The organism is Streptomyces sp. NBC_01454 (genome assembly GCF_036227565.1).
Classification (GTDB): Bacteria; Actinomycetota; Actinomycetes; order Streptomycetales; family Streptomycetaceae; genus Streptomyces.
The window spans coordinates 898,452-918,431 of the sequence record NZ_CP109460.1 but is presented as its reverse complement, the minus strand read 5'-3'; the positions used below and the strand labels follow the sequence as shown (position 1 = coordinate 918,431).

21 protein-coding genes and 1 pseudogene are annotated in these 19,980 nt (G+C 71.5%); 12 read left to right on the top strand and 10 right to left on the bottom strand.

Annotated elements, in window-relative coordinates:
* Window positions 1-47: 47 nt before the first annotated feature.
* Window positions 48-746: a FadR/GntR family transcriptional regulator gene (locus OIU81_RS03930; protein WP_329143850.1), complete on the top strand. Its 699-nt coding sequence runs from the start codon at window positions 48-50 to the stop codon at window positions 744-746.
* A 15-nt stretch (window positions 747-761) separates the two neighbouring features.
* On the opposite strand, the gene OIU81_RS03925 is transcribed toward OIU81_RS03930, so the two are convergent.
* Window positions 762-1,481: an HAD family hydrolase gene (locus OIU81_RS03925; RefSeq protein WP_329143848.1), complete on the bottom strand. Its 720-nt coding sequence runs from the start codon at window positions 1,479-1,481 to the stop codon at window positions 762-764.
* A gap of 228 nt (window positions 1,482-1,709) precedes the next feature.
* Window positions 1,710-2,630, bottom strand: coding sequence for a ScbA/BarX family gamma-butyrolactone biosynthesis protein (locus OIU81_RS03920; RefSeq protein ID WP_329143846.1), 921 nt, complete (start codon window positions 2,628-2,630; stop codon window positions 1,710-1,712).
* Between the two features lie 99 nt (window positions 2,631-2,729).
* On the opposite strand from OIU81_RS03920, the gene OIU81_RS03915 reads away from it, so the two are divergent.
* The 6 genes from OIU81_RS03915 (at window position 2,730) to OIU81_RS03890 (ending at window position 8,280) form a co-directional block, all read left to right on the top strand.
* Window positions 2,730-3,389: a ScbR family autoregulator-binding transcription factor gene (locus OIU81_RS03915; RefSeq protein WP_329143845.1), complete on the top strand. Its 660-nt coding sequence runs from the start codon at window positions 2,730-2,732 to the stop codon at window positions 3,387-3,389.
* Window positions 3,390-3,683: 294 nt separating this feature from the next.
* Window positions 3,684-4,643, top strand: a complete 960-nt coding sequence (locus OIU81_RS03910) for a hypothetical protein (protein ID WP_329143843.1) — start codon at window positions 3,684-3,686, stop codon at window positions 4,641-4,643.
* 185 nt (window positions 4,644-4,828) lie between these two features.
* Window positions 4,829-5,329 (top strand): helix-turn-helix domain-containing protein, encoded by a 501-nt coding sequence (locus OIU81_RS03905; RefSeq protein ID WP_329143841.1) that lies wholly within the window; start codon window positions 4,829-4,831, stop codon window positions 5,327-5,329.
* Complete coding sequence (locus tag OIU81_RS03900; protein ID WP_329143839.1) at window positions 5,329-5,901, top strand: ImmA/IrrE family metallo-endopeptidase; 573 nt, start codon at window positions 5,329-5,331, stop codon at window positions 5,899-5,901. Before OIU81_RS03905 ends, OIU81_RS03900 begins: the two co-directional genes overlap by 1 nt.
* On the top strand, window positions 5,894-7,084 hold the full coding sequence (locus OIU81_RS03895) for an MAB_1171c family putative transporter (RefSeq protein ID WP_329143837.1): 1,191 nt from the start codon (window positions 5,894-5,896) through the stop codon (window positions 7,082-7,084). The genes OIU81_RS03900 and OIU81_RS03895 overlap by 8 nt, the downstream gene beginning before the upstream one ends.
* Entirely contained in the window at window positions 7,081-8,280 is a 1,200-nt protein-coding gene (locus OIU81_RS03890; protein WP_329143836.1) for a cytochrome P450 family protein, read from the top strand. The genes OIU81_RS03895 and OIU81_RS03890 overlap by 4 nt, the downstream gene beginning before the upstream one ends.
* Before the next feature lie 22 nt (window positions 8,281-8,302).
* On the opposite strand, the gene OIU81_RS03885 is transcribed toward OIU81_RS03890, so the two are convergent.
* On the bottom strand, window positions 8,303-9,058 hold the full coding sequence (locus OIU81_RS03885; protein ID WP_329143834.1) for a dienelactone hydrolase family protein: 756 nt from the start codon (window positions 9,056-9,058) through the stop codon (window positions 8,303-8,305).
* 350 nt (window positions 9,059-9,408) lie between these two features.
* Between OIU81_RS03885 and OIU81_RS03880 the strand changes: the two genes are divergently transcribed.
* Window positions 9,409-10,524, top strand: a complete 1,116-nt coding sequence (locus OIU81_RS03880; RefSeq protein ID WP_329143833.1) for a chitinase — start codon at window positions 9,409-9,411, stop codon at window positions 10,522-10,524.
* A gap of 166 nt (window positions 10,525-10,690) precedes the next feature.
* Window positions 10,691-11,425 (top strand): S1 family peptidase, encoded by a 735-nt coding sequence (locus tag OIU81_RS03875; RefSeq protein ID WP_329143831.1) that lies wholly within the window; start codon window positions 10,691-10,693, stop codon window positions 11,423-11,425.
* A 287-nt stretch (window positions 11,426-11,712) separates the two neighbouring features.
* On the opposite strand, the gene OIU81_RS03865 is transcribed toward OIU81_RS03875, so the two are convergent.
* Window positions 11,713-12,477 carry an alpha/beta hydrolase gene (locus tag OIU81_RS03865; protein ID WP_329143829.1) on the bottom strand — a complete coding sequence of 255 codons (765 nt, stop codon included), beginning with the start codon at window positions 12,475-12,477 and terminating at the stop codon, window positions 11,713-11,715.
* A gap of 448 nt (window positions 12,478-12,925) precedes the next feature.
* Between OIU81_RS03865 and OIU81_RS03860 the strand changes: the two genes are divergently transcribed.
* Together OIU81_RS03860 and OIU81_RS42230 are read left to right on the top strand one after the other, a co-directional pair.
* A complete protein-coding gene (locus OIU81_RS03860) occupies window positions 12,926-13,801 on the top strand; it encodes a trypsin-like serine peptidase (protein WP_329143827.1) in 876 nt (291 codons plus the stop codon).
* 47 nt (window positions 13,802-13,848) lie between these two features.
* Window positions 13,849-13,983, top strand: a pseudogene (locus OIU81_RS42230) (DUF6624 domain-containing protein); the annotation flags it as partial.
* A 78-nt stretch (window positions 13,984-14,061) separates the two neighbouring features.
* Here OIU81_RS42230 and OIU81_RS03855 read toward each other — a convergent pair.
* The 3 genes from OIU81_RS03855 to OIU81_RS03845 are packed head-to-tail and all read right to left on the bottom strand — an operon-like array spanning window position 14,062 to window position 15,028.
* Window positions 14,062-14,328 (bottom strand): DUF4190 domain-containing protein, encoded by a 267-nt coding sequence (locus OIU81_RS03855; protein WP_329143825.1) that lies wholly within the window; start codon window positions 14,326-14,328, stop codon window positions 14,062-14,064.
* Window positions 14,325-14,546, bottom strand: coding sequence for a hypothetical protein (locus OIU81_RS03850; protein ID WP_329330869.1), 222 nt, complete (start codon window positions 14,544-14,546; stop codon window positions 14,325-14,327). Before OIU81_RS03850 ends, OIU81_RS03855 begins: the two co-directional genes overlap by 4 nt.
* A gap of 53 nt (window positions 14,547-14,599) precedes the next feature.
* A complete protein-coding gene (locus OIU81_RS03845) occupies window positions 14,600-15,028 on the bottom strand; it encodes a tautomerase family protein (protein WP_329143821.1) in 429 nt (142 codons plus the stop codon).
* A gap of 167 nt (window positions 15,029-15,195) precedes the next feature.
* Between OIU81_RS03845 and OIU81_RS03840 the strand changes: the two genes are divergently transcribed.
* On the top strand, window positions 15,196-16,107 hold the full coding sequence (locus OIU81_RS03840; RefSeq protein WP_329143819.1) for a LysR family transcriptional regulator: 912 nt from the start codon (window positions 15,196-15,198) through the stop codon (window positions 16,105-16,107).
* 55 nt (window positions 16,108-16,162) lie between these two features.
* On the opposite strand, the gene OIU81_RS03835 is transcribed toward OIU81_RS03840, so the two are convergent.
* The 3 genes from OIU81_RS03835 to OIU81_RS03825 are packed head-to-tail and all read right to left on the bottom strand — an operon-like array spanning window position 16,163 to window position 19,928.
* A complete protein-coding gene (locus OIU81_RS03835; protein WP_329143818.1) occupies window positions 16,163-17,314 on the bottom strand; it encodes a substrate-binding domain-containing protein in 1,152 nt (383 codons plus the stop codon).
* Window positions 17,315-17,355: 41 nt separating this feature from the next.
* Complete coding sequence (locus OIU81_RS03830) at window positions 17,356-18,396, bottom strand: ABC transporter permease (protein WP_329143816.1); 1,041 nt, start codon at window positions 18,394-18,396, stop codon at window positions 17,356-17,358.
* Window positions 18,393-19,928: a sugar ABC transporter ATP-binding protein gene (locus OIU81_RS03825; RefSeq protein ID WP_329143813.1), complete on the bottom strand. Its 1,536-nt coding sequence runs from the start codon at window positions 19,926-19,928 to the stop codon at window positions 18,393-18,395. The genes OIU81_RS03830 and OIU81_RS03825 overlap by 4 nt, the downstream gene beginning before the upstream one ends.
* Between the last annotated feature and the right edge of the window lie 52 nt (window positions 19,929-19,980).

Below are 19,980 nucleotides of genomic sequence, written 5' to 3'. Positions count from 1 at the left end.
GACGGCCGCCCGGGCGGCGTGGGGGTGGGGGAGCGGTGGTGGCACCGATGGACGATCCGATCACTCGTGACACGACGGTCGACGCCCTGGAGCGCCGGCTGCGGGACGCGATCATCGACGGCCGGCACCCGGTGGGTGCCTTGCTGCCGCCCGAGCGCGAGCTGGCCGCCTCCTACGGGGTCAACCGCACCACGCTCAAGCACGCGTTCGTCCGGCTGATGCAGGCGGGCCTGGTCGAGACCCGGCACGGGGTGGGCACGCGGGTCCGGGACTTCTGGCGGCTGGGGACGGCAGAGCTGCTGCCGTCCCTGGTGCGGCGGGACGGCGCCTGGCTGGGGGAGATCTTCGAGGTACGGCGCCAAGTGGGCACCCTGATCGGGGGGTTGGCCGCGCGCCGGGCCACCGCGCGGGACGTCGCGGCGCTGCGGCAGCAGGTCGCCGCCGTACGGGCCGGCAGCGACGGTGACCAGGTGCAGCTCGCCGACGCGGAGTTCCACCGCACCCTGGCCCGCGCCACCGGCAACCGCGTCTATCTGCTCATGACCAACACCCTGCTCGGCGGCTACCTCCCGGTGCGCCAGGCGCTCGCCCGGCCGTTCCAGGACGCCGCTGCCGCGGCGGACCGCCTCCACCCGGTGGCGGAGGCGGTGGCCGCGGGCGACGAGGACGCCGCCCGCCGGGCCGTCGAGGCCTATATGACGGGTACCGAAGCCCTCATGCGCGCCCCGGACGGGCGGGTGTCCTGACCCGACGGGTGTGACTCAGGAGACGGCGGTCCCAGGGGCGGCGGGCCCGGTGTCCTGGGCCGGAATGCGGGCGTCCGCCCACCCCTGCACCGTCGGCTCCTCCAGTGAGTCGACCCACCAATCGGCCAGCGCCTGCTCCTTCTCGCCGGGCTGGGCGCCCACCCCGAGCACCCGCATGCCGGCGGCCGCCGCGGCCTGCACGCCGCAGTGGGAGTCCTCGACGGCCAGCGCGTCCCCCGGATCGACTCCGCAGAGCCGGGCGGCGGTGACGTACACATCGGGATGCGGCTTGGGCCTGATGGCGGCGTCGGGCACCACGATGTGGCGGAAGCACTCCCGGAGTCCGGCCATGTCCAGGCAGGACTCGACGACTTCCAGCGGGCAGTTGCTGGCCACCGCCAGCGGGGCGAACTGCACGGCCGAATGCACCAGTTCCGGTGCGCCGGGCATGGTGGTGGGGTTGGCGGCCACGAGGTCACGGAAGCGGTCGAGCAGGGTGTCCGTCATGGTCTTGGTCAGGTCCGGGCGGTCGGCCGCCTCGGCCATCAGGCGCCCGCATTCGGTGTAATGCAGTCCGCGGGCCTGTTCGGAGAATTCGGCCGAGGGGGTGCAGCCGTATTCGCGCAGCACCATGTCGCGGGCGTCCTGCCAGTGGCGTTCGGTGTCCATGAGGGTGCCGTCGCAGTCGAAGACGACGGCGGCGGGTGTCCAGGAGAAAAGGCGATGTGCGGTCATCCGGGTTTCCGTTCCGACAGGGCCCGGGGCGGCGAAATGACCGGTCGCGTGCGGGGCGAGGCAGCGTCGGATGACGGCCGCCGGGCACCGGGCTGGGGGTTTCCGGCAGAGGGCAGCCACCGCGAAAGGGGGAACCTGGTGCGCTCTGCATCGGAAAATAACGATCATTACGTTACGGACGGCAACTCGCTGCGGTCAATAGGCTCCTAATTGTCCATATTTTATGTTCTATTGGTAACTGAGGGTCCCGTAGGCCGTCCGTGTGCCGCCCTGGGTGACGCGGAAGACGCAGAGCGAGTCGTACTGCGTGCACAGCACCCGGGCGGGCGGGGCGAGTTCGGTGAACCGGACGGCCTTCATGCGGCCGGCGCGCGGCCGGCGCAGGGTGCCCCCGCTGCTGTACGAGGCGGCCTGCCGTGCGGCCTCCAGGAGCGCCATGCCCGGCACATGATCGGTCGGGTGGTCGAAGAGGAACGGGTGCAGCGGGTCGGCCGGCGCGAGGAGCAGCCCGTCCCCGGCGACGGCAAGCACCGCGTCCTGCGGGTGGTTCACGGCCAGTACCGCGGCCGGCGGCCGGTGAGCCCCGTCCGGGGACGGGACGGCCACCGCGACCTGGGCGGTCCTGCCGCGCAGCGCCCGGTACTGCGCCTCGCTCAGGAACCGCACACCGCCGCCCCCCTGCCCGAAGGGCAGTCCACAGACGGTGAAGACGGCGTCCAGGCGCAGTGCGCACACGCCGTGGTGCGTGGAGCGCCGTACGGCGCTCACCCGCGCGTGACAGGTGACCTCGGTCGCGCCGGAGTGAGCCGGCGGCGCACTGCCGGGCGCGAGGCGGAAGTACAGGTCGGTGATGACCGCGTGGCACGCCGCGGGAACGGCGTAGAACCGCAGGGGGATGTACAGACCGAGCTGACGCAGCGTTTCCACCAGGATCAACGGGCTGTGCCGCTGTGACCCGTCGCGGGGGAACGTCGCATGGGCGCGCGGCCACGACGCGGCCGCGGCGAAGAGGTCGGGGGTGTCCGTCCGCCGTACATCCGTGAGGAGGACCTCCGCCACGGAAGTCCGGTGCACCAGTTCCCGCGCGACGGTGCGGGACCGGCTGAGCGGCTCACTCTTTCCGGCAGTGCCAGCAGTTGAGGAACTCATACGACCAGGGAATATCGAAATTCGAACATCCGCACCTGTTCATTCCGGGTGGCGCAGCGCGATAGATTGCGGGCCGCCGGCACGAGAACGACGTCTGAGGTGTACGTGCAGATCCGGGCGAAGACGACACGCAGGTTCCTTCTGGAGGCGGCGGCGGCCCTGTTCGACGAGCGGGGTTACGCCGGCACCAGCATCAGCGATATCAGCGCACATTCCGGCCGCACCAGCGGTGCCATCTATTTTCATTTCGCCAGCAAGGAGAAACTCGCCCTCGCCATCGTCGAGGAGCATTTCGCCACCTGGCCGCAATTGATCACCCGCAACCGGAAGCCCGGCCTGCCCGCCCTGGAGAAGCTCGTCGGTCTGAGCTTCGACGTGGCCCGGTCGTTCCGTGACGACATCGTCGTACGGGCCGGATCCCGTCTCTGGGCCGAACGCAAGGCCATCGAGACCGAGCTACCCGCCCCGTTCCTGGGCTGGATCGACGCGGTCACCCAGCTCCTCGAAGAGGCCGGCGACAACGGCGAACTCGCCGCCGGGGTGTCGCCCGCCGCGACCGCCCACAGCGTCGTCTGCGCCTTCTTCGGGCTGCACACCGTCTCCGACGCGCTGGAGGGGCGCCGGCACATCGAGGCCCATCTGCACGACCTGTGGCTGCTGCTGCTCCGCGCCCTCCAGGCCGAACCGGACCCCGCCGGCCTGCTCGACCGGGTCCGCCGCCGGGCCCGTGCCGGCACCCAGGCACCCGAACCGGCGTAGGCGCCGCGTCCGTGCGCGGACCGGCGCGGGGCGGCGAGAGGGATGGGCCGGGGCGGGCATGGGCACCTCAGAAGTGGCGCCGCGCCCGGCCTCGTGGGGCCCGCTACCACAGGCGGTGGTGCAATTTATTGCATGACACCGGCAGTTAGTTGCACCACGGTGCGCTTGTGTCTATCGTCTCGAAGCGGAGCCTTCGAAAGATGGCCAAAGGGGGACGACCAGTGACCGTCATAGCTTCTGCGGCCCAGCCGGACACGGCTGTTGCCGCCTGCCGAACCGCGACGGGAGACCCGCATGGCGGCTGAGCGCAGCAGTTCTCTCTCCGGCAGCCGCCGAGGACGCATTCCCTTCCTTGTGGACGTCGACGTCGACCGCGAAAATCCGGCGGGCGACACGGCATTGCACACGCTTCTTCCCGTCGCCGCGCACAAAGGCGCAACGGCCGCTCAGGAGGCGCCGTTCGGTATCGGCGCGGCCTGGCAGCTCGGGGAGAGCCTCTACACGCAGGTGCAGGACAATTCCACCGGGCGGCTGGCCGTATTCGCCACGCGCGGCTCCGGGCACATAGAACGCGTCACCGGCTACAGCTGGAACATCGGCCCCGTCTGGCGCCTGCTCACCGGACCGGCCGCCCCGCGTGATCTGTGGTCCCAACTGCACCACGAACACCTCCTGCGGCACTCTCCCGTGACGGGCCCTGTCCCGGAGTGTGCGCAGCACTGCGGTGGCCGCCCCGAGGGCGGTGCGCCCTTCCCGGCCGCGGCGGACGAATCCCCGTGCGGGGAGGCGCCCGCACCGCCGTTGTCCCGGGACGGTGACCCGCTCGAAGAGCTCTGGGAGGTGTCGTGCCCGAAGGGCTCGGCGCCCCAGCCGCTCAAGGACGGTGCGGAGTTGCTGCTCCGGCGGGTGGCGCACCTGCTGGAGGACTGCCCGGTTCCGCCACCGCACGAGCGTCCGCACGCCCAGCATCCCGACGCCGAACTGTCCCGCCAACTTCTGCGGGCCTATGACGCGTTGCGGGGGGCGCTGGCGCTGCACTGCCCACGGCAGAGCGGCTGGCTCGGCTCCTGGGCCTATGGCATCGCCGAAGAACTGATCTGGCGGGGCCGCCTGGGCCCGGCCCGCAGCGAGGCCGAACGGGCCGACCGGGAGTCGAGGGCGGTGGAATCCGCGCTGTCCTCGCCGTGGCCGCCGCCGGCCCCGCACATCTGCCCCGGGCTGCACATCGTCCACGACGCGAGCGCGGGCATCTGACCGGCACGTTCGTTCCGGCCAGGGACCACGTCGTTCCGGCCGCACCGCACTCCGCCGGGGTGCCGGCCGTGGCCGGGGCCGGGCGTCTCCGCTCTCCGTACGCAGGTCAGCGGCGCCGCGTACCCTGCACCGGGGGCATCGTGCCGCGTGCGATCCTGTAGTGCACACGCCATGGAGGGACAAGGGTGGACCGTCACGAACTCGCCAGGGCGGCAGGGATGTCCGCCGGTCCGGACGAGACCGCGCACGCCGCCAAGACCGCCATCGCCCGCAGGCTCCGGCACATTCGCCAGCACCACCCCGAAGGCCCCGTCACCCTGGCCCGGCTCGCGGAAATCGCCGGGGTCTCGAAGCGCACCCTGGCCGCGGCCGAATCCGCGGACGGGACCAACCTGACCGTGGAGACCCTCGTCAAGGTGGCCCACAGTCTGGGCATCTCCCGCGTGGCCTACTTCCTCGACGAGCAGGTCTTCCACGACGTCAACTCCGAGCTGGAGCTGCTCAGGAAGCTGCGCACCCATCGCGTGGAGAGCGTGGCGCTGCGCCAGACAGGCCCCGCCGAGCCCGCCTCCTCGCTGACCGAACTGAGCCATCTCATCACCCGGTTGGTCACCACCGCCGAAGCCGCTCGGGCGACCCTAGAGGACCTTCCGGGGCAGGGTGGCGACGACCGTACTCCGCAGTGATGGTGATGCGCTGGCGGCACAAGCACGTGGATCCGCAGGCGATACGGCTGCGCGAGGCGTGCGAACGTCGGGTCGACGAGCTGGAGCTGCCCGCCCGCGCCGAGCTGTCCGTCGACGACCTGTGCGCGCACCTCAGCCGGCGCTCCGGGCGGCCCATCCAGCTCCTGCCCTGCCCGCTGCCGCTGGGCAGCCCCGACGGCCTCTGGGTCTCCACGGCGAGCGCGGAGTACGTCGTCTACGAGCAGCGGCTCGCACCGGTGCACCAGCAGCAGGTCATCCTGCACGAGCTGGGCCACCTCATCTGCGACCACGAGGCGAGCCCGGTCCTCACCCCCGAGGCATCCCGGCTGCTGCTGCCCTCGCTCGACCCCACACTGATCCGCCGGACCCTGGGACGTGAACACGCCCGGTCCTGGGCGGAGACCGAAGCCGAGTACATCGGCTCCCTGATCGGGCGCCGGATCGGCAGCTGGACCGCCGACCAGGTCCGGCCCGTCCCACCCGCCATGCAGGAGCTGGTCGCCCGGCTCGGTGCGCTGGACAATCCCGCCTTCCGAGGAAGTCATGAATAGCGTTCTCTACCCCTTGTGCGCCGTCGTCGCAGGCCTGGCGCTGCTGTACAAACTGCGCGTGCTGCGCACGGACCGATCCGTGACGCAGGTCGCGCTGCTCGGCAACTTCTTCTTCCTGTTCGTCACCTATACCGTCTCCACCCCCGCGGTCTGGGCGGCCACCAGCAGCGCCGTCGGCATCGTCAACTTCTCCGGGCTGCTGTCGCAGAGCTGCGTCATCCTGCTGACGGCGTGCCAGCAGATCGTGCTGCTCCACCTCACCCATGAAGCCCCCCTCGCCTGGCGCAAGGCACGGCCACGGCTGATCGGGCTCGGGCTCGTACTCGTCGCCATGGTGGCGCTGTTCGCCGTGGCCACCAGTCGCGGCGAGAAGCCCGACGACTTCGCCATCGACAGCGCCACGTACTACCCGGCCTACCTCACCCTCTATCTGCTCGCCTACGCCGCGAACCAGGTCGATGTGGGCGTCCTCGGCTGGCGCTACGCCAGGATCGCCCCGCACCCCTGGATGCGCCGCGGGCTGTACCTCATCGCCGCCACACTGCCCTTCGCCCTCCTCTACACCGGCTGCCGGGCCGCCGACATCGTCGCCGCCCAGTTCGGCGTCAGCGGGCAGGCCTGGGAGCCCGTGGCGCAGGTCGCCGTCACCATCGCGACCCTCAGCAAGACGCTGGGCTGGATCCTCCCCGACTGGGGCCGCCATCTCACCGCGCTGTGGCGGCGGTTCACCGACTACCGCGCCTTTCGGGAGCTGGGCCCGCTGCACCGCGAGGTCACCTCCCGGATCCCCGAACCGGTGCTGCACCTCGAACCCGACACGGATCTGCGCACCCGGCTCTACCGCAGACTCGTGGAGATCCGTGACGCCCAGTGGGCGCTGCGCGTCTGGACCCCGGCCGCGGTGGCCGGCGCCGCCGAAGAACACGCCCGGGCGGCCGGCCTGGCCGGCACCGACCTGGCGGCCACCGTCGAGGCGGCACAGCTCAGGGCCGCCCTGGAGGCGCTGGCCGCACAACGACGGCCCGCCGTCCACGCGCAGACGCCCCGCGTGGCGGAGCCCCAGGACCTCGCCGCCGAACTCGCCTTCCAGCGCCAACTGGCGCGCGCCTTCACCACGTCCCCGATCGTGCGGGCCGCGGCCGCGCACTCCGCCGCCGACCCGGCAACCCAGGAACGCACATGACACAGCAGACCCCGGCCCCGTCCCTCAGCCGGCCCTTCGACCAGGAGTTCTTCCAGGACCCCTACCCCACCTACGCCCGGCTGCGCGGCGCAGGGCCGGTGCACAGGATCGCGCTGCCCGACGGCTCCCCCGTCTGGCTCGTCACCCGGGAGCGCGACGTCCGGGCCGGGCTCACCGACGCACGGCTGTCGGTGAACAAGGCACACTCCACGAACGGTTACCAGGGCTTCTCCCTGCCGCCCGCGCTGGACGCCAACCTCCTCAACATCGACCCGGCCGATCATCTGCGGCTGCGCCGGCTGGTCTCCAAGGGCTTCACGCCACGGCACGTCGAGCAACTCCGCGAGCGGGTGGCCGCCGTGGCCGGTCAGCTCGCCGACCGGCTGGCCGAGTCGGGGCAGGCCGACCTGGTCACGGCGTTCGCCAACCCCCTGCCCCTGGTCATCATCGGCGACCTGCTGGCCGTGCCCGAGGCGGACAGCCGGACGTTCTCCGGCTGGGTCGGTGCCATGTTCGCCCCCGAGTACCCGGGGCACACCGCCGAAGCGATCGGGCACATCCACCGCTACCTCGTGGACCTCATCGCCTCCCGCCGCGCCCGTCCCGCGGACGACCTGCTGTCCTCCCTGATCGCCACCCGGGACGACGGTGCCCGGCTCAGCGAGGACGAACTGGTCTCGCTGGCCTTCCTCATCCTCATGGCGGGCAGCGAGAACACCCAGCACCTGATCAGCGGCGGACTGCTCACCCTGCTCCGCCACCCCGACCAGCTGCGCACCCTGCGCGCGCGGCCCGCGCTGATGCCCGAGGCCGTCGAGGAACTGTTCCGCTTCGCCCATCCCAACCAGATGGCCATCCGGCGCTTTCCCACCGAGCCCGTCGACATCGGTGGCGTACGGATTCCGACCGGTGACACCGTGCTGCTCGGCCTCGCGTCCGCCCACCGCGACCCGGCCCGCTACCCCGAACCGGACCGCTTCGACCTCCACCGCGCCGACAAGGCACATCTCGCCCTCGGCCACGGCGTCCACTACTGCCTGGGCGCCGCCCTGGCCCGGCTGGAAATCCGCACCGCCCTGACCACCCTCCTCGACAGGTTCCCGCGGCTGCGGCTCGCCGTACCGGACGAACAGCTGGAGTGGCGTGCGTCGTTCCGGTCGCACGCGCTCAAGCGGCTACCCGTCGCTGTCGGGTAGCCGCCTCGGGGTGCCAGCGGGGTCAGAGGCGGTGCGCGAAGAGCTCCAGCAGATTGCGCCAGTGCCGTTCGTCCGCCCCGGCGTCGTACGCGGCGGTGTCGGCCTGGGTGTAGCCGTGGGGGGCGCCTTCGTACCGTTCGCTGCGGTAGGTCACGCCCGCGGTGTCCAGGGCCTGCTCCAGGGTCGTGATCTGGTCGGCCGGCATCGACGGGTCCTGGTCGGCGTGGCCGAAGTACAGCTCCGCCGTGATGCGGCCGACGAGCCGGTGCGGGCTGTCCTCGGCCTCGGTGACCAGACGGCCGGCGTGGAAGGAGGCCACGGCCGCGATCCGGTCGGGGTGGGCCGCGGCGGTGCGCAGGCCGAGGACGCCGCCCATGCAGTAGCCGGCGGTGCCCACCGGTCCCTCGGCGACCAGCGGGGAGGCGGCCAGCCAGTCGAGGTAGGCGCCGGCGTCCCGCATCGCCAGGTCGGGGCTGAGCGACTGGACCAGAGCGAAGAGCGGCTTGAAGAGCTCCGGCCGCTGGGAAGGATCGATGAAGTCCGGCAGGTCCACCACGGGGGCGCGCCCGGCCCGGTACAGGACGTTGGGCACCAGCACCGTGTAGCCGTGCCCGGCCAGGCGCCGGGCGATCTCCTCCAGTGCGGGACGCAGGCCGAAGGCGTCCATGTAGAGCAGGACGCCGGGGTGCGGCGCGCCGTCGCCGGGGTGCGCGAGGAAGGCGTCGGCGATCCCGTCCGGGGTGGGGATGTCCAGGGAAGTTCCGTGCACGCTTGTCATGCTCGCTCCTTACATAAGGCTGCCGGTCAAGGTGCTGTCCGTCACGGGGGCCGCCGGGCGACGCGTGAAACGCGGCAGCCCGCCGGCCGGTCACCACGCCGGCGGATCACCCCACAGTAGCGACCGCCCGCAGCGGCTCGGCTGCGGGCCGTGCCCGTGCGCCGCCTGCGGTGAAGGGCGATTCTTGACCAGCGAAAAAGGATGCGATTGCCTTGGGCCGAGGGAAGTTGATCCGGAACGCGTCCGGATCGCGGTCCGCTCCCGGGGCGGTGGGGGAGGACCGCGGCTGCCGTGCGGGACCCAGGTCCCGACACCACCGCCCACCCCCCCACAAAGGATGCAGCCCGACGATGACGAAGCACTCACAACAGTTCGCCGTGCGCAGGAGCCGCACCCGGATACCGGCCGCCACGGCGGCGGCGGCGGCCGCGGCACTCGCGGCGTCGCTGCTCGCCGGCTGCTCGGCCGGCGAGCCGGACGAGGCCACGAGCCCGGGGCCGGCGGCGTCCCGGCCGCACAAGAGCAACGGCCCCGCGACCAAGGCGCCCTCTCCGCACGCCCCCTCCGCGCCCGCCGGCGCGTCCGGCGCCTTCGCCCCGTACGTCGACACCTCGCTCAGGCCCTCCTACGATCTCCTCAAGGGCGCCCGGGAGGCCGGTGTGAAGGAGTACAACCTGGCGTTCGTCTCCCCGGGCGGCGGCTGTGTGCCCAAGTGGGGCGGCCGGCAGGATCTGGCCGACAATCCGGTGGCGGGACAGGCGGACCAACTGCGCGACCGGGGCGGCGAGGTGCGGATCTCCTTCGGCGGCCAGAGCGGAAACGAACTGGCCCGGACCTGCGGCTCGGTGGACAAGCTGGTGGACGCCTACCGCAAGGTCATCGACGCCTACCACCTGACCAAGGCCGACTTCGACATCGAGGGCCCCGCCCTGACCGACACCAAGGCCAACGACCTGCGCGCCCGGGCGATCGCCCGGCTCCAGCAGAGCCGGAAGCTGGACGTCTCCTACACCCTGCCGGTGATGCCCTCGGGCCTGAACCGGGACTCCGTCGCCGTGCTGAAGAGCGCGAAGAAGAACGGCGTCCAGGTCTCCGCCGTGAACATCATGGCCATGGACTACGGCACCTCCTACGACGGCGACATGGGCAAGTACGCCATCGACGCCGCCACCGCCACCCACAAGCAGGTCAAGTCGGCGCTGGGCCTGCGCGGTGAGGCCGCGGCATGGAAGGCGGTCGGGGTCACGCCGATGATCGGGGTGAACGACGTCAAGGGCGAGGTCTTCACGCCCGGCGACGCGGCCGAACTCCGGGCGTTCGCCCGGCAAAAGGGGCTCGGCCGGCTGTCGATGTGGTCCGCCACCCGCGACAAGCCGTGCCCGGAGGGCACCAACATCCAGGCGCAGGCGACGTGTTCCAGCACGGGGAAGAACACGAACGAGTTCCTGCGGGCCTTCACCGGCTGAAGCTGACGTGTGGTGGCCGCGACCCGTGCGGCCCCGCCCGGCCGGAACTCCGGCCGGGCGAACGACGGCCCCGGGCCGCTTCGTTCACACCATTGGGAACTTTTCGTCCCCGCGGGGCATCTCACCACTCGTACGGCCCATGCCCCGTTGAGAGGAGTTGTTCCGGATGGTGCGTCGCGTTCGTGTGCTGCTGGTGACCGCGTTATTGCTGGTGACGGGTGCGGTGATGTCGTCCGCGCCGGCCTCCGCCGTCATCGGCGGATCGAAGAGCACCTACGGCCCGTGGGCGGTGCGCATGCTCATCGACGGCAAGCCGACGTGCACCGGGACCGCCGTCACAGCACAGTGGATCATCAGCGCCTCGCACTGCTTCTACGAGCAGGCGCAGCCGGTCGCCGACAAGCGGATCTCGTTCCGGGTCGGCAACCTCGACATGCGGAAGGGCACCACGGTCCGCCCGGTCCCCGGCAGGCGCGTCGGAAGCGCGCACGCCGACATGATGCTCATCAAGGTCCCGCCGATGAAGATCCGCACGGCGCCCTTGGCCACGGCCGGGGTCCACCCCGGCCAGGTCGTACGGCAGTACGGGTGGGGCGCCACCTGCACCGAGGACGAAAACACCTGCCAGTCTCCCGTACTCAAGCAGTCGGACCTTCGGGTCGTACGGCCGGACGACCCTCGTTGCAAGGGCTTCACCGCCCCGGGCGGCCCGGACTTCTGCATGGAAAAGGTGTCCGGGATTCCCGCCGGCGGCGATTCCGGCGGCCCGGTGATGAGCATCTCCCCGCGCGGCACCGAAACCCTCCTCGGCGTCTTCAACGGCTCCGACCGGGAGCAGACCGCCCAGGCCGGGGAGATCTCCCAGCAGCTCGCCTGGATCCGCTCGGTCACCCGGCGCTAGCACCGCGCGCGGGCAGGACGCGGGTGCTTACGGGTGGTACTTCTCCTCGACCGTCTCGCCACCGCCGGACTTGGGGTCCATGGTGACGCGGACGGTCACGCGGACTTGCCGCCGTCCTGGCCCCGCGAGCCGGAGGTGGCGGGGCCTGGCTACCCGCTACGGCAAGACATCCGCGAGCTACCTGGCAGGGCTCCGGCTACGCGGATCCCTCATCTGGATGCGCAGCCTCAACCCGGGCCGCGGTAGCGGCACCCGATGGGCAGACCGGATGCCGCTGCCGCTCACTTTCAGGCCGGTGAGGTGACCGCCCGGCCAAGATGCCGGGCGAAGAACCGGGCCGCGCTGTCGGCCTCGAACCTGGGCAGTTCCATGTGTGTGCCCGCGTTGGCGTGCAACGTCTTCTCCTTCGAGGCGAAGGCGTCGAACAGCGCGAGACCGGCCTCGCGCGGGATGCGCTCGTCGTCCCACTGCAGGTCGAACTCGATCGGGATGGTGATCTGCTGCGCCTTCTCGACCAGGACATCGGGCCAGTGCGGGCCGAAGACCGCGGCCGTGATCCTGGGCTCGATCGCCACCAGCGGCAACCCGATCGCGGTGCCCAGGCCGATGCCGACGTAGCCCACCGGCCCCTCGGCGCCGATCTCCGGCAGTTCCTGGAGGGCGTCCAGGGTCGCCTGCCACTCGGGCACGGCGAGCTCCGCCAGGTGGGCGTTGTAACGGACGATGATCGGCCCTTCCGGCTCGCCCGCCGCCCTCGCCCGGTACAGCGCGGCGATCTCCTGCTCGTCGTGCGCGGTGCGCGGTCGGTCGCCGTGACCGGGCGCGTCGAGGACGGCGACATGGAAGCCGCAGCCGGTCACGAGGCGCTGTGCCCGGCCGGCCATCGACGGATGCTTCTTGTGGGTGCCGCCGCCGTGGCCCATCAGGACCAGGGGCGCGCGATCGGCGCCGGAGGCCGGCGACCAGAGAACTCCGGGGACGTCGCCCACGGTGAAGTCGCGCTCGACCATACCGTTCGACGACGGTTCGGCGGTGAACTGCAGAGAGTGCATAGGTGTTGCCTTTCGGGAGTGCCTTGTTGTCGAGGCGCTCCCGGCGACACCTGCATCAATCGCCGGCCGTGACGGGAAGGGGGAGCACCCACGTCGATACAGCGTTCATGGGTCTCACCTCCTCGGGCGGTGTCACGGTCAACGGCAAGCTAACAGCCCCGACCATCATCCCTCCAACCCTTTTCCTCGCCACGTGATCACGACGCCGGACAGGCCCTCCTGCGGTGCTTCGGCGCACCGAAGGGTGCTCGCCGTCGCCGACCTTGACACCACGCGGCGTGTATCCACGCAGTGCGTCACAGATCGTCGATAGCGCAACCGAACAGGCAGGTTCCCCGTTCTTGCAGGGCGGAGTGCCAGCCCCTGTCCACTGCCTGCACCAGCCGAGGAGATACCAGCTATGTCCGAGACATCAACTTCCGTGATGCGGCGCCTTCATGGCCGTGTCATGGGACTCGCCGTGGCCGGTACGGCCCTCGTCCTCGCTGTCCCGATCCCGGCGACGGCCGTGGCCGGTCAGCCGGCCCGTGCCGCCTCGGCCGACCCGGTTTCCGTCCTGGCGTACACGGCCAAGGAGCGCCAGGAAGCACTCGCCTACTGGACGCCCGCCCGCATCAAGGCCGTTGGGAAGTCCGTGGACCTCGGTCCGACCGGACCGAAGGCCAAGCCGTGGCAGGGCACCGTCTTAAAGACCGTCGGGCGGCTCTTCTTCGTCAATGCGAACGGTGCCGATACCTGGTGCACGGCCACCGCCGTGAAAAGCGCCAACCGCTCCGCCGTCATGACCGCGGCACACTGCGTGCGCCGGGGCTCCTCTCCCGGCAACACCCACCTCTTGATGGTGTTCGTCCCCGGCTACAGCAAGGGCACCATGCCCTACGGCGCGTTCGCCGTCCGCACCGCAGTGACTCCGCGCACCTGGGAGAACGACTCCACCGACGACCTGTCCACGCTGGTCGTCGACGACGGCAAAAGTGGCCGCAAGCTCACCGATGTCGTGGGTGGCCAGGACATCGCCTTCAACCGCCCCGTTGGCGGCACCCTCTCCGCCTTCGGCTACTCCGCCACCCGCCCGCAGCTCGGCGAGGAGCTCCTGCGCTGCGTCGGTACGGCGAAGAAGCAGAGCGGCCTGCAGGCCATCCCCTGCGACATGAGCGGCGGCGCAAGCGGCGGGCCGTGGCTGGCCGACTTCAACGCCACCACCGGCAAGGGCACGCTGGTCTCGGTCAACAGTTCACTGGACTCCCTGACTCCGACCGTGATGCAGGGGGAAGTGCTGGGAGCCACGGCCAAGAAGGTGTACGACCGGGCACAGCACGGCTGACGCGAGGGGGCGGCCATGTGCCTACGCCTTCCACGACACCGTGACCGTCACAGATCGTCGGCGTGAAGGACGGGTCACCGGTTCCGTGGCCTTGTGAAGAGCCCGAGCGCATGGACGAACTCCGTGCGGAGGCCGGCATCGAGCCCTTCGACGCGTACGTTGCCAAGTTCGCGATGACCTGACCACCAGTCCCCAGTCGCGTCCCCGGATCATCGCTCAAGGCTGCCGGGCCCTCGGGCGATGATCCGCCGGACCGGCCCTCAGATGTGCCAGCTGACGGTTCCGCCGGCCGAGGTCAGGACGAAGAGCAGGACGAGGTCGAGCACGCCGAAGGCCACGCCCAGCCAGGCGCGCAGGCGGCGGATCGTGCCACGGGCCAGCGCCAGGATGCCGAACAGGACAGCGCACGGCCCGAAGAAGATATTGAAGACCACGGTCCCCACCAGGCCGCAGACGAACGCGGCGACGGCCATCCGGTCGGCCTGCGGGCGGGGACCGGTCTTCAGCGGGATCCAGGTCGAGGTCATCGCGAGGCTCCCTTCATGCCGCTCTTGCGGCGTTCGCGCCAGAAGAACACCGTGAGCCAGGCCGTGATGGCGATCCCGCCGAGCACCGTGACGGGTACCGGGACATGACCTGCCGTCCCGAGCAACGCACCGAAGAGAAAGAGGGATACGACCAGAAAGAGCATGCTGTGCCTTTCGTGCGAAGGCCGGCCAATGCCGCAGCCGGCCCGGGCGGGCACCTGCCGCTCCGTTGCGGCGGCTTGCGTGTACCGGGTACCCGGTACACGCACACTTACGGCCGTGAGGGTGCATCGGTCCCCGGGGCGGGCCGGGGCGTGTGCCGGTAGTGGTCGAGTTGGGTGACGCCGTTGTAGCCGTAGCTCTCGGGGTGGAGTTCGTACAGGGCGACCCCGGCGACCGGGGGCAGTACGCCCAGGGTTTCCCGCAGCAGCGCGTACGCCCCGGCGAGGAACCGGGCCTTCTCCTCGGCGCTGTTGGTGCCCGCGGTGATGCTTGCTTCCACGTGAGCGCCGGTGGCCTCGCGGACCGGGCGGCCGGCGACGAAGAAGTGGTCGGCCGGGACCGGGTGCACGTGGACCGTGGTGCGCGCCGCGGACTTTCCGAGGGCGGAGACGGCCAGGTCCGTCAGGCCCTCCGCGAGGGCGTAATGGCGGGCGGGGGCCAGGTCCGGGTCGGAGACGGTGACGCGGATGTACGGCATGGGACGACGCCTTTCCAGGAGCGGAGTGAATGCTCATGAGCCTCTCCGGTCAGGGAAGATGGGTCCAACGAGGATCATCGATGGACTCATGAGGGGCCTTCATAAGAGGCCCTCATGAGGGGACTGGTGCCGTATGAAGGGCCTCATGACGGGGAGGGAAAGGCATCGTGGCGTTGAATCTGCCGCAGTTGCGGGCGTTCGTCGCGGTGGTCGACGCGGGGGGCTTCGGTAGGGCGGCGGACGAGCTGGGGCTGAGCCAGTCGGCGGTCTCGCATGCCGTCGCCTCGCTGGAGCGCACCCTCGCCGGGCCGTTGCTGGTGCGCTCATCTCCCGTACGGATGACGGGACTTGGTGAGAGGGTGCTGTCCCATGCCCGTTCGGCTCTCGCGGCGGCGGACGCGGTCCTCGACGCCGCGGCCCGGCACCGGGCGACGCCGGGCGGCACGGTACGCCTCGCCGCCACCCCCACGGTCTGCCAGGGACTGCTGCCCTCGCTGCTGCGCCACTGGGCGGAGCGGCTGCCGGCGCTTCACCTCCGTGTTTTCGAGGGCAGCGGCGAGGAGACCGAGGCCTGGCTCGCCGGCGCGGCGGCGGACGCCGCCATCGTGGTCGACCCCGCGCCGGCCACCGGCCGGGGGGATGGCCATGGCGGCGGTGGCGCGCTGCTGGTGACCGACCCCTTCCTCGCCCTGCTCCCGCAGGACCACCCCTTGGCGGGGGAGGAGAGCGTCCATGTCGCGGACCTCGCGGACGACCCGCTGGTCCTCTCGCCGAACGGCTGCGAGCGGCACATCCGCACCATCCACCGGCTGGCGGGGGAGGAGTACACCCCGGCCCATCGCGTACGGGACCTCGGCACGCTCCTCAGCATGGTCCAGGCCGGCCTCGGCGTCTCGATCCTGCCGGAGGTCTCACGTTCGGTGGTCCCCGACGACCTCGTCCTGGTGCCGATCACCCCGCACCACAGCAGGAACCTGGTGCTGTGCGGTCCGCGGGAGCGCCCCTGGCTGCCGGCCGTGCACGCCCTCGTGGACCCCGTGGCGCAACTGCCGCCGCCGGTTCCGCTCGGCGGCGTATGACCTCCCCCGGCTCTCCCCGGTGTTCGGGCCCGGCGGTGCGGGAGGCCGGCCCGACTCACTTCCCCCAGATCTTCAGATACGCCGCGCGGTAGCCCGGCGGGTTCCATGTCGTGGCGCCGCCGCTGTTGGCGGCCGTGGCGATGTGCACGGGGGCGACGTAGCCGCTGGCCGGCCTGCCGGCGAAGGCGCGGTTGAACTCGTCGAGGATCTGCCAGCCCTGCTGGGCGAACGGTTCAGGAACGGTGGCGGCCTGGAACTGACCGCTGTTGATGCGCTGGAAGGCGGACGGATCGCCGTCGCCGGCACCGATGTTGAAGGGGACGCCGCCGCCCTTCTTGCGTGCGGCGCGCAGTGCCGGGGCGGCATCGGCGAAGTACACATCGTTGATGGCGGCGGAGTGGGTCCAGCTGTCCCGGAAGCGGGAGAGCAGCGAGGAGACCTCCTGGGGGGTCCGGCTGCTGGTGTCCGCGATCGGGATGTTCTCCTCCGCCAGCAACGTCACGCCGGAGCAGGTGGCCAGCTCCTTCTTGATCAGCTCGGATTTGTTCCTGGCGAACGGGATCGAGTCATCGGTGAACACGACGACCCCGGCGTGGCCGTGGGAGTGCACGATGATCCAGTCCGCGCTGCTCCTCGCGACGTCCTGGACCCGGGTGGTGACGTTGCTGAAGAGGGCGGGGTTCCTGCTCGGGCCGGGGGAGTCGACGGCGTGCCAGCCGACGAGCGGGATGTGCGCCGCGCCGGCCTTCGCCACCTGCTGCGACGTCAGATGCGGGTCGAAGCCGCCGATGACGATGCCCGAGGGCCGCAGGGCGAGGGCCTGACTGAAGGCCGCCTGGATCCCCGCGGGGGTGCCCTGGCCGTCGATCACCCGGACCTGCCAGCCGATGGCCCGCGCGGCCTCCTGCACGCCGTTGGCGGCGCCCGCGACACCGGGGTTGTTCATGGTCTGCGCGACATAGACGATCCGTTTGCCGGCCACCGCCCGGGGGCCGGTGGTGGGGCCGTCCCACGTGGAGCGGGTCGTCATGGCCCGCTCCACGGTCGTCCGGGCCCTGGCCAGGACGGCAGGGCAACCGGTCCGTGCCGGCCCCGGCGAGAAGGACCCGGCGCCGGTCGAGGTGCCGCGCTCGCAGCCGGCGAGGACGGTGGCCACCACGGCCAGAACGACGGCGCTGCCGAGGGCGGTGGTGCGGTGCGAGGACACGGGCGCTCCCGGCGGAAGGGCACGGTGGTGACGGCCGGCGGTCACGGGGCGGTGTGTGGCACGTCATGGCGGGGCCGGGCGGGTTCCGTCCGTCGCCGACGCAGCTGACGGCGCGCGGCATACCCGGCCATGCCGACGGCGAGGAGCAGCGTCGCGCCGTTGAACAGCGGGGTGACCCAGAACTGGGCGCCGAGCTGACCGATGCCGGCCAGACCGATGGCGAGGATGACGACGGCGACCAGGGTGCCCAGGGCGTTGGGGCGGCCTGGTCTGATCGCGGTGGAGCCGAGCAGCGCACCGACGAAGGCGGGCAGCAGGTAGTCCAGGCCGACGCTGGGGTTGCCGATCCGCTGCTGTGCGGCCAGCAGCACACCGGCGACGCCCACGACCAGGCCCGATCCGGCGAAGGCGGAGATGACATAGCGCCGGATGGGGATGCCCACGAGTTCGGCGGCGCGGGGGTTGGAGCCGATGACGTACAGGTACCGGCCGAGGGGCAGTCGCTCCAGGAGCAGCCACAGCGCGGCGGTGAGGGCGAGGACGTAGAAGGCGGAGACCGGCAGGCCGAGGAACCGGGAGTCGTAGAGGTCGGTGAAGCCGGCCGGCAGGCCCTGCGGGCCGGGGACGATCCGGGCCCCGTTGGTGAGCCATCCGGTGACGGCGTAGAGGATGCTGCCGGTGCCGAGGGTGGCGATAAAGGAGTCGATCTTCGCGAATTCGACGACGACACCGTTGAAGGTGCCGATGACCGCCCCGCCGAGCACCACCACGAGGCAGGCGAGCGGCCAGGGCCACCCTTCTTCGGCGATCAGCCGCATCGTCATGACGTGTGCCAGGCCCAGTCCGTAGCCGATGGACAGGTCGAACTTCGCGGTGACGATGGGGATTGTCGCGCCGAGCGCGAGGATGGCGGGGATCGATTCGTTGGACAGCACCTCGGAGATGTTGTCCAGGGTGGGAAAGGTGTCCGGCAGCGCCAGCGAGAAGGCCAGGAACAGCAGCGCGGTGAGGGCCAGGAGACCGTAGGCGCCGAGGAGATGACCCCACCGGCGGCCCAGCGGGGGACGGGAGAAGGGCGTCATCGTCTCCTCGTCCCGGTGAGCGCGGTCATGGCCGAGGAGGCGCGGGCGAGTCCGGCGGCCGTCAGCGCCTCGCCGCTCAGCTGCACGGTCACCGCCCCGCGGACGAAGACCAGGGCCCGGTGGCACACCTGGGCGACCTCCTCGAAGTCGGTGGACAGGAGCAGCACCGCGAGGCCGTCGGCCAGCGCCTCCTGGAGCAGGCGGTAGAGCGCCGCCTTGGCGCCGATGTCCACTCCGGCGGTCGGCTCTTCGAGGATCAGCAGCCGCCGGTTGCGCCCCAGCCACCGGCCGACCATGACCTTCTGCTGGTTCCCTCCGGAGAGGGTGGCGATCGGTGCCTCGGTGTCCCCGGGCGACACCGAGAACCGCTTGATCAGGGCGGCCGCTTCGGCGCGCTCGCGGCGGGGGCCGATCCAGTGCACGGCCGGTCCGCCGCCCGCCCGGGGGTTGGCCAGGAAGTTCTCCCGCACCGTCAGTTCGGCGGCGCAGCCCTCTTCCTGTCGGTTGCTGGTCACCAGGCCGACGCCGGCGGCGACGGCGGCGGCGACCGTGTCCGGCGCGTAGGGCCGTCCGTCGAGCAGGGCCCGCCCGCCGAGGAGGTGGCCGGCGCCGGCGAGGGCGCGGCCCAGTTCCATGTGCCCGGCGCCGGTGAGGCCCACCATGCCGAGGATCTCGCCCGCGCGCAGTTCCAGGCTGACCGGTGCGGTGTTCGCGGTCCCTACCCGGTCGAGGCAGAGGACGGCCGGGCCCGCGGCGGGTGCGATCCGGTGGCCGGCCGGTGTGTGGCCCACGATGTCGTGCACGAGGCGGCCCGGGTCGTAGCCGGCCAGCGGACCTTCGCTGATCAGGCGGCCGTCGCGCAGCACGGCGAAGTCGTCGGCGACCTTGTACACCTCGTCGATCCGGTGGGTGACGTGGACGATGGCGTGGCCCTGGTCGCGCAGGGTGTGCAGCACGTCGAAGAGCCGGGCGCAGTCCGCTGCCGGGAGGCTGGCGGTCGGCTCGTCGAGGACGAGGAGCGCGGCCTGGCTGGACAGCGCGCGGGCGAGGGCCACCAGGGAGCGTTCGGCGCGCGGGAGGTCGGCCAGGGGCGTGTCCGGGTCCAGATGCGCGGCGACGATGTCCAGCGCCGCGGTGGCCTGCCGGCGGGTTCTCCGCCACGACAGCAGGCCCGCGCGGCGCGGGTACCCGGCGCCCAGGGCGATGTTCTCGGCGACCGTCATCCACTCGACCAGACCCAGGTCCTGATGGATGAAGGACAGGGCGCGGGAGGCCGCTTCGGTGCCGAGCGGGTGCCCGGCGACCGTCACCGTGCCGGCGTCGGCGTGGTGGACGCCCGCGAGCACCTTGATGAGGGTGGATTTCCCCGCGCCGTTGGGCCCGAGCAGGGCGAGGACGCGGCCGGGCCGGATGTCGAGGTCGACGGCGTCCAGGGCGAGCGTGCCGCCGAACCGCTTGCCGATACCGCGGATGCGGACGAGGGGCTCCGGGGCACGGCGCGGGGGAGGGCTGCGGTCAGGAGCGTCATGCACGGACTTCTCCGGGGGTCGGCCTCGTGGTTCTTCCTGGCGGCCCGACGGGCCG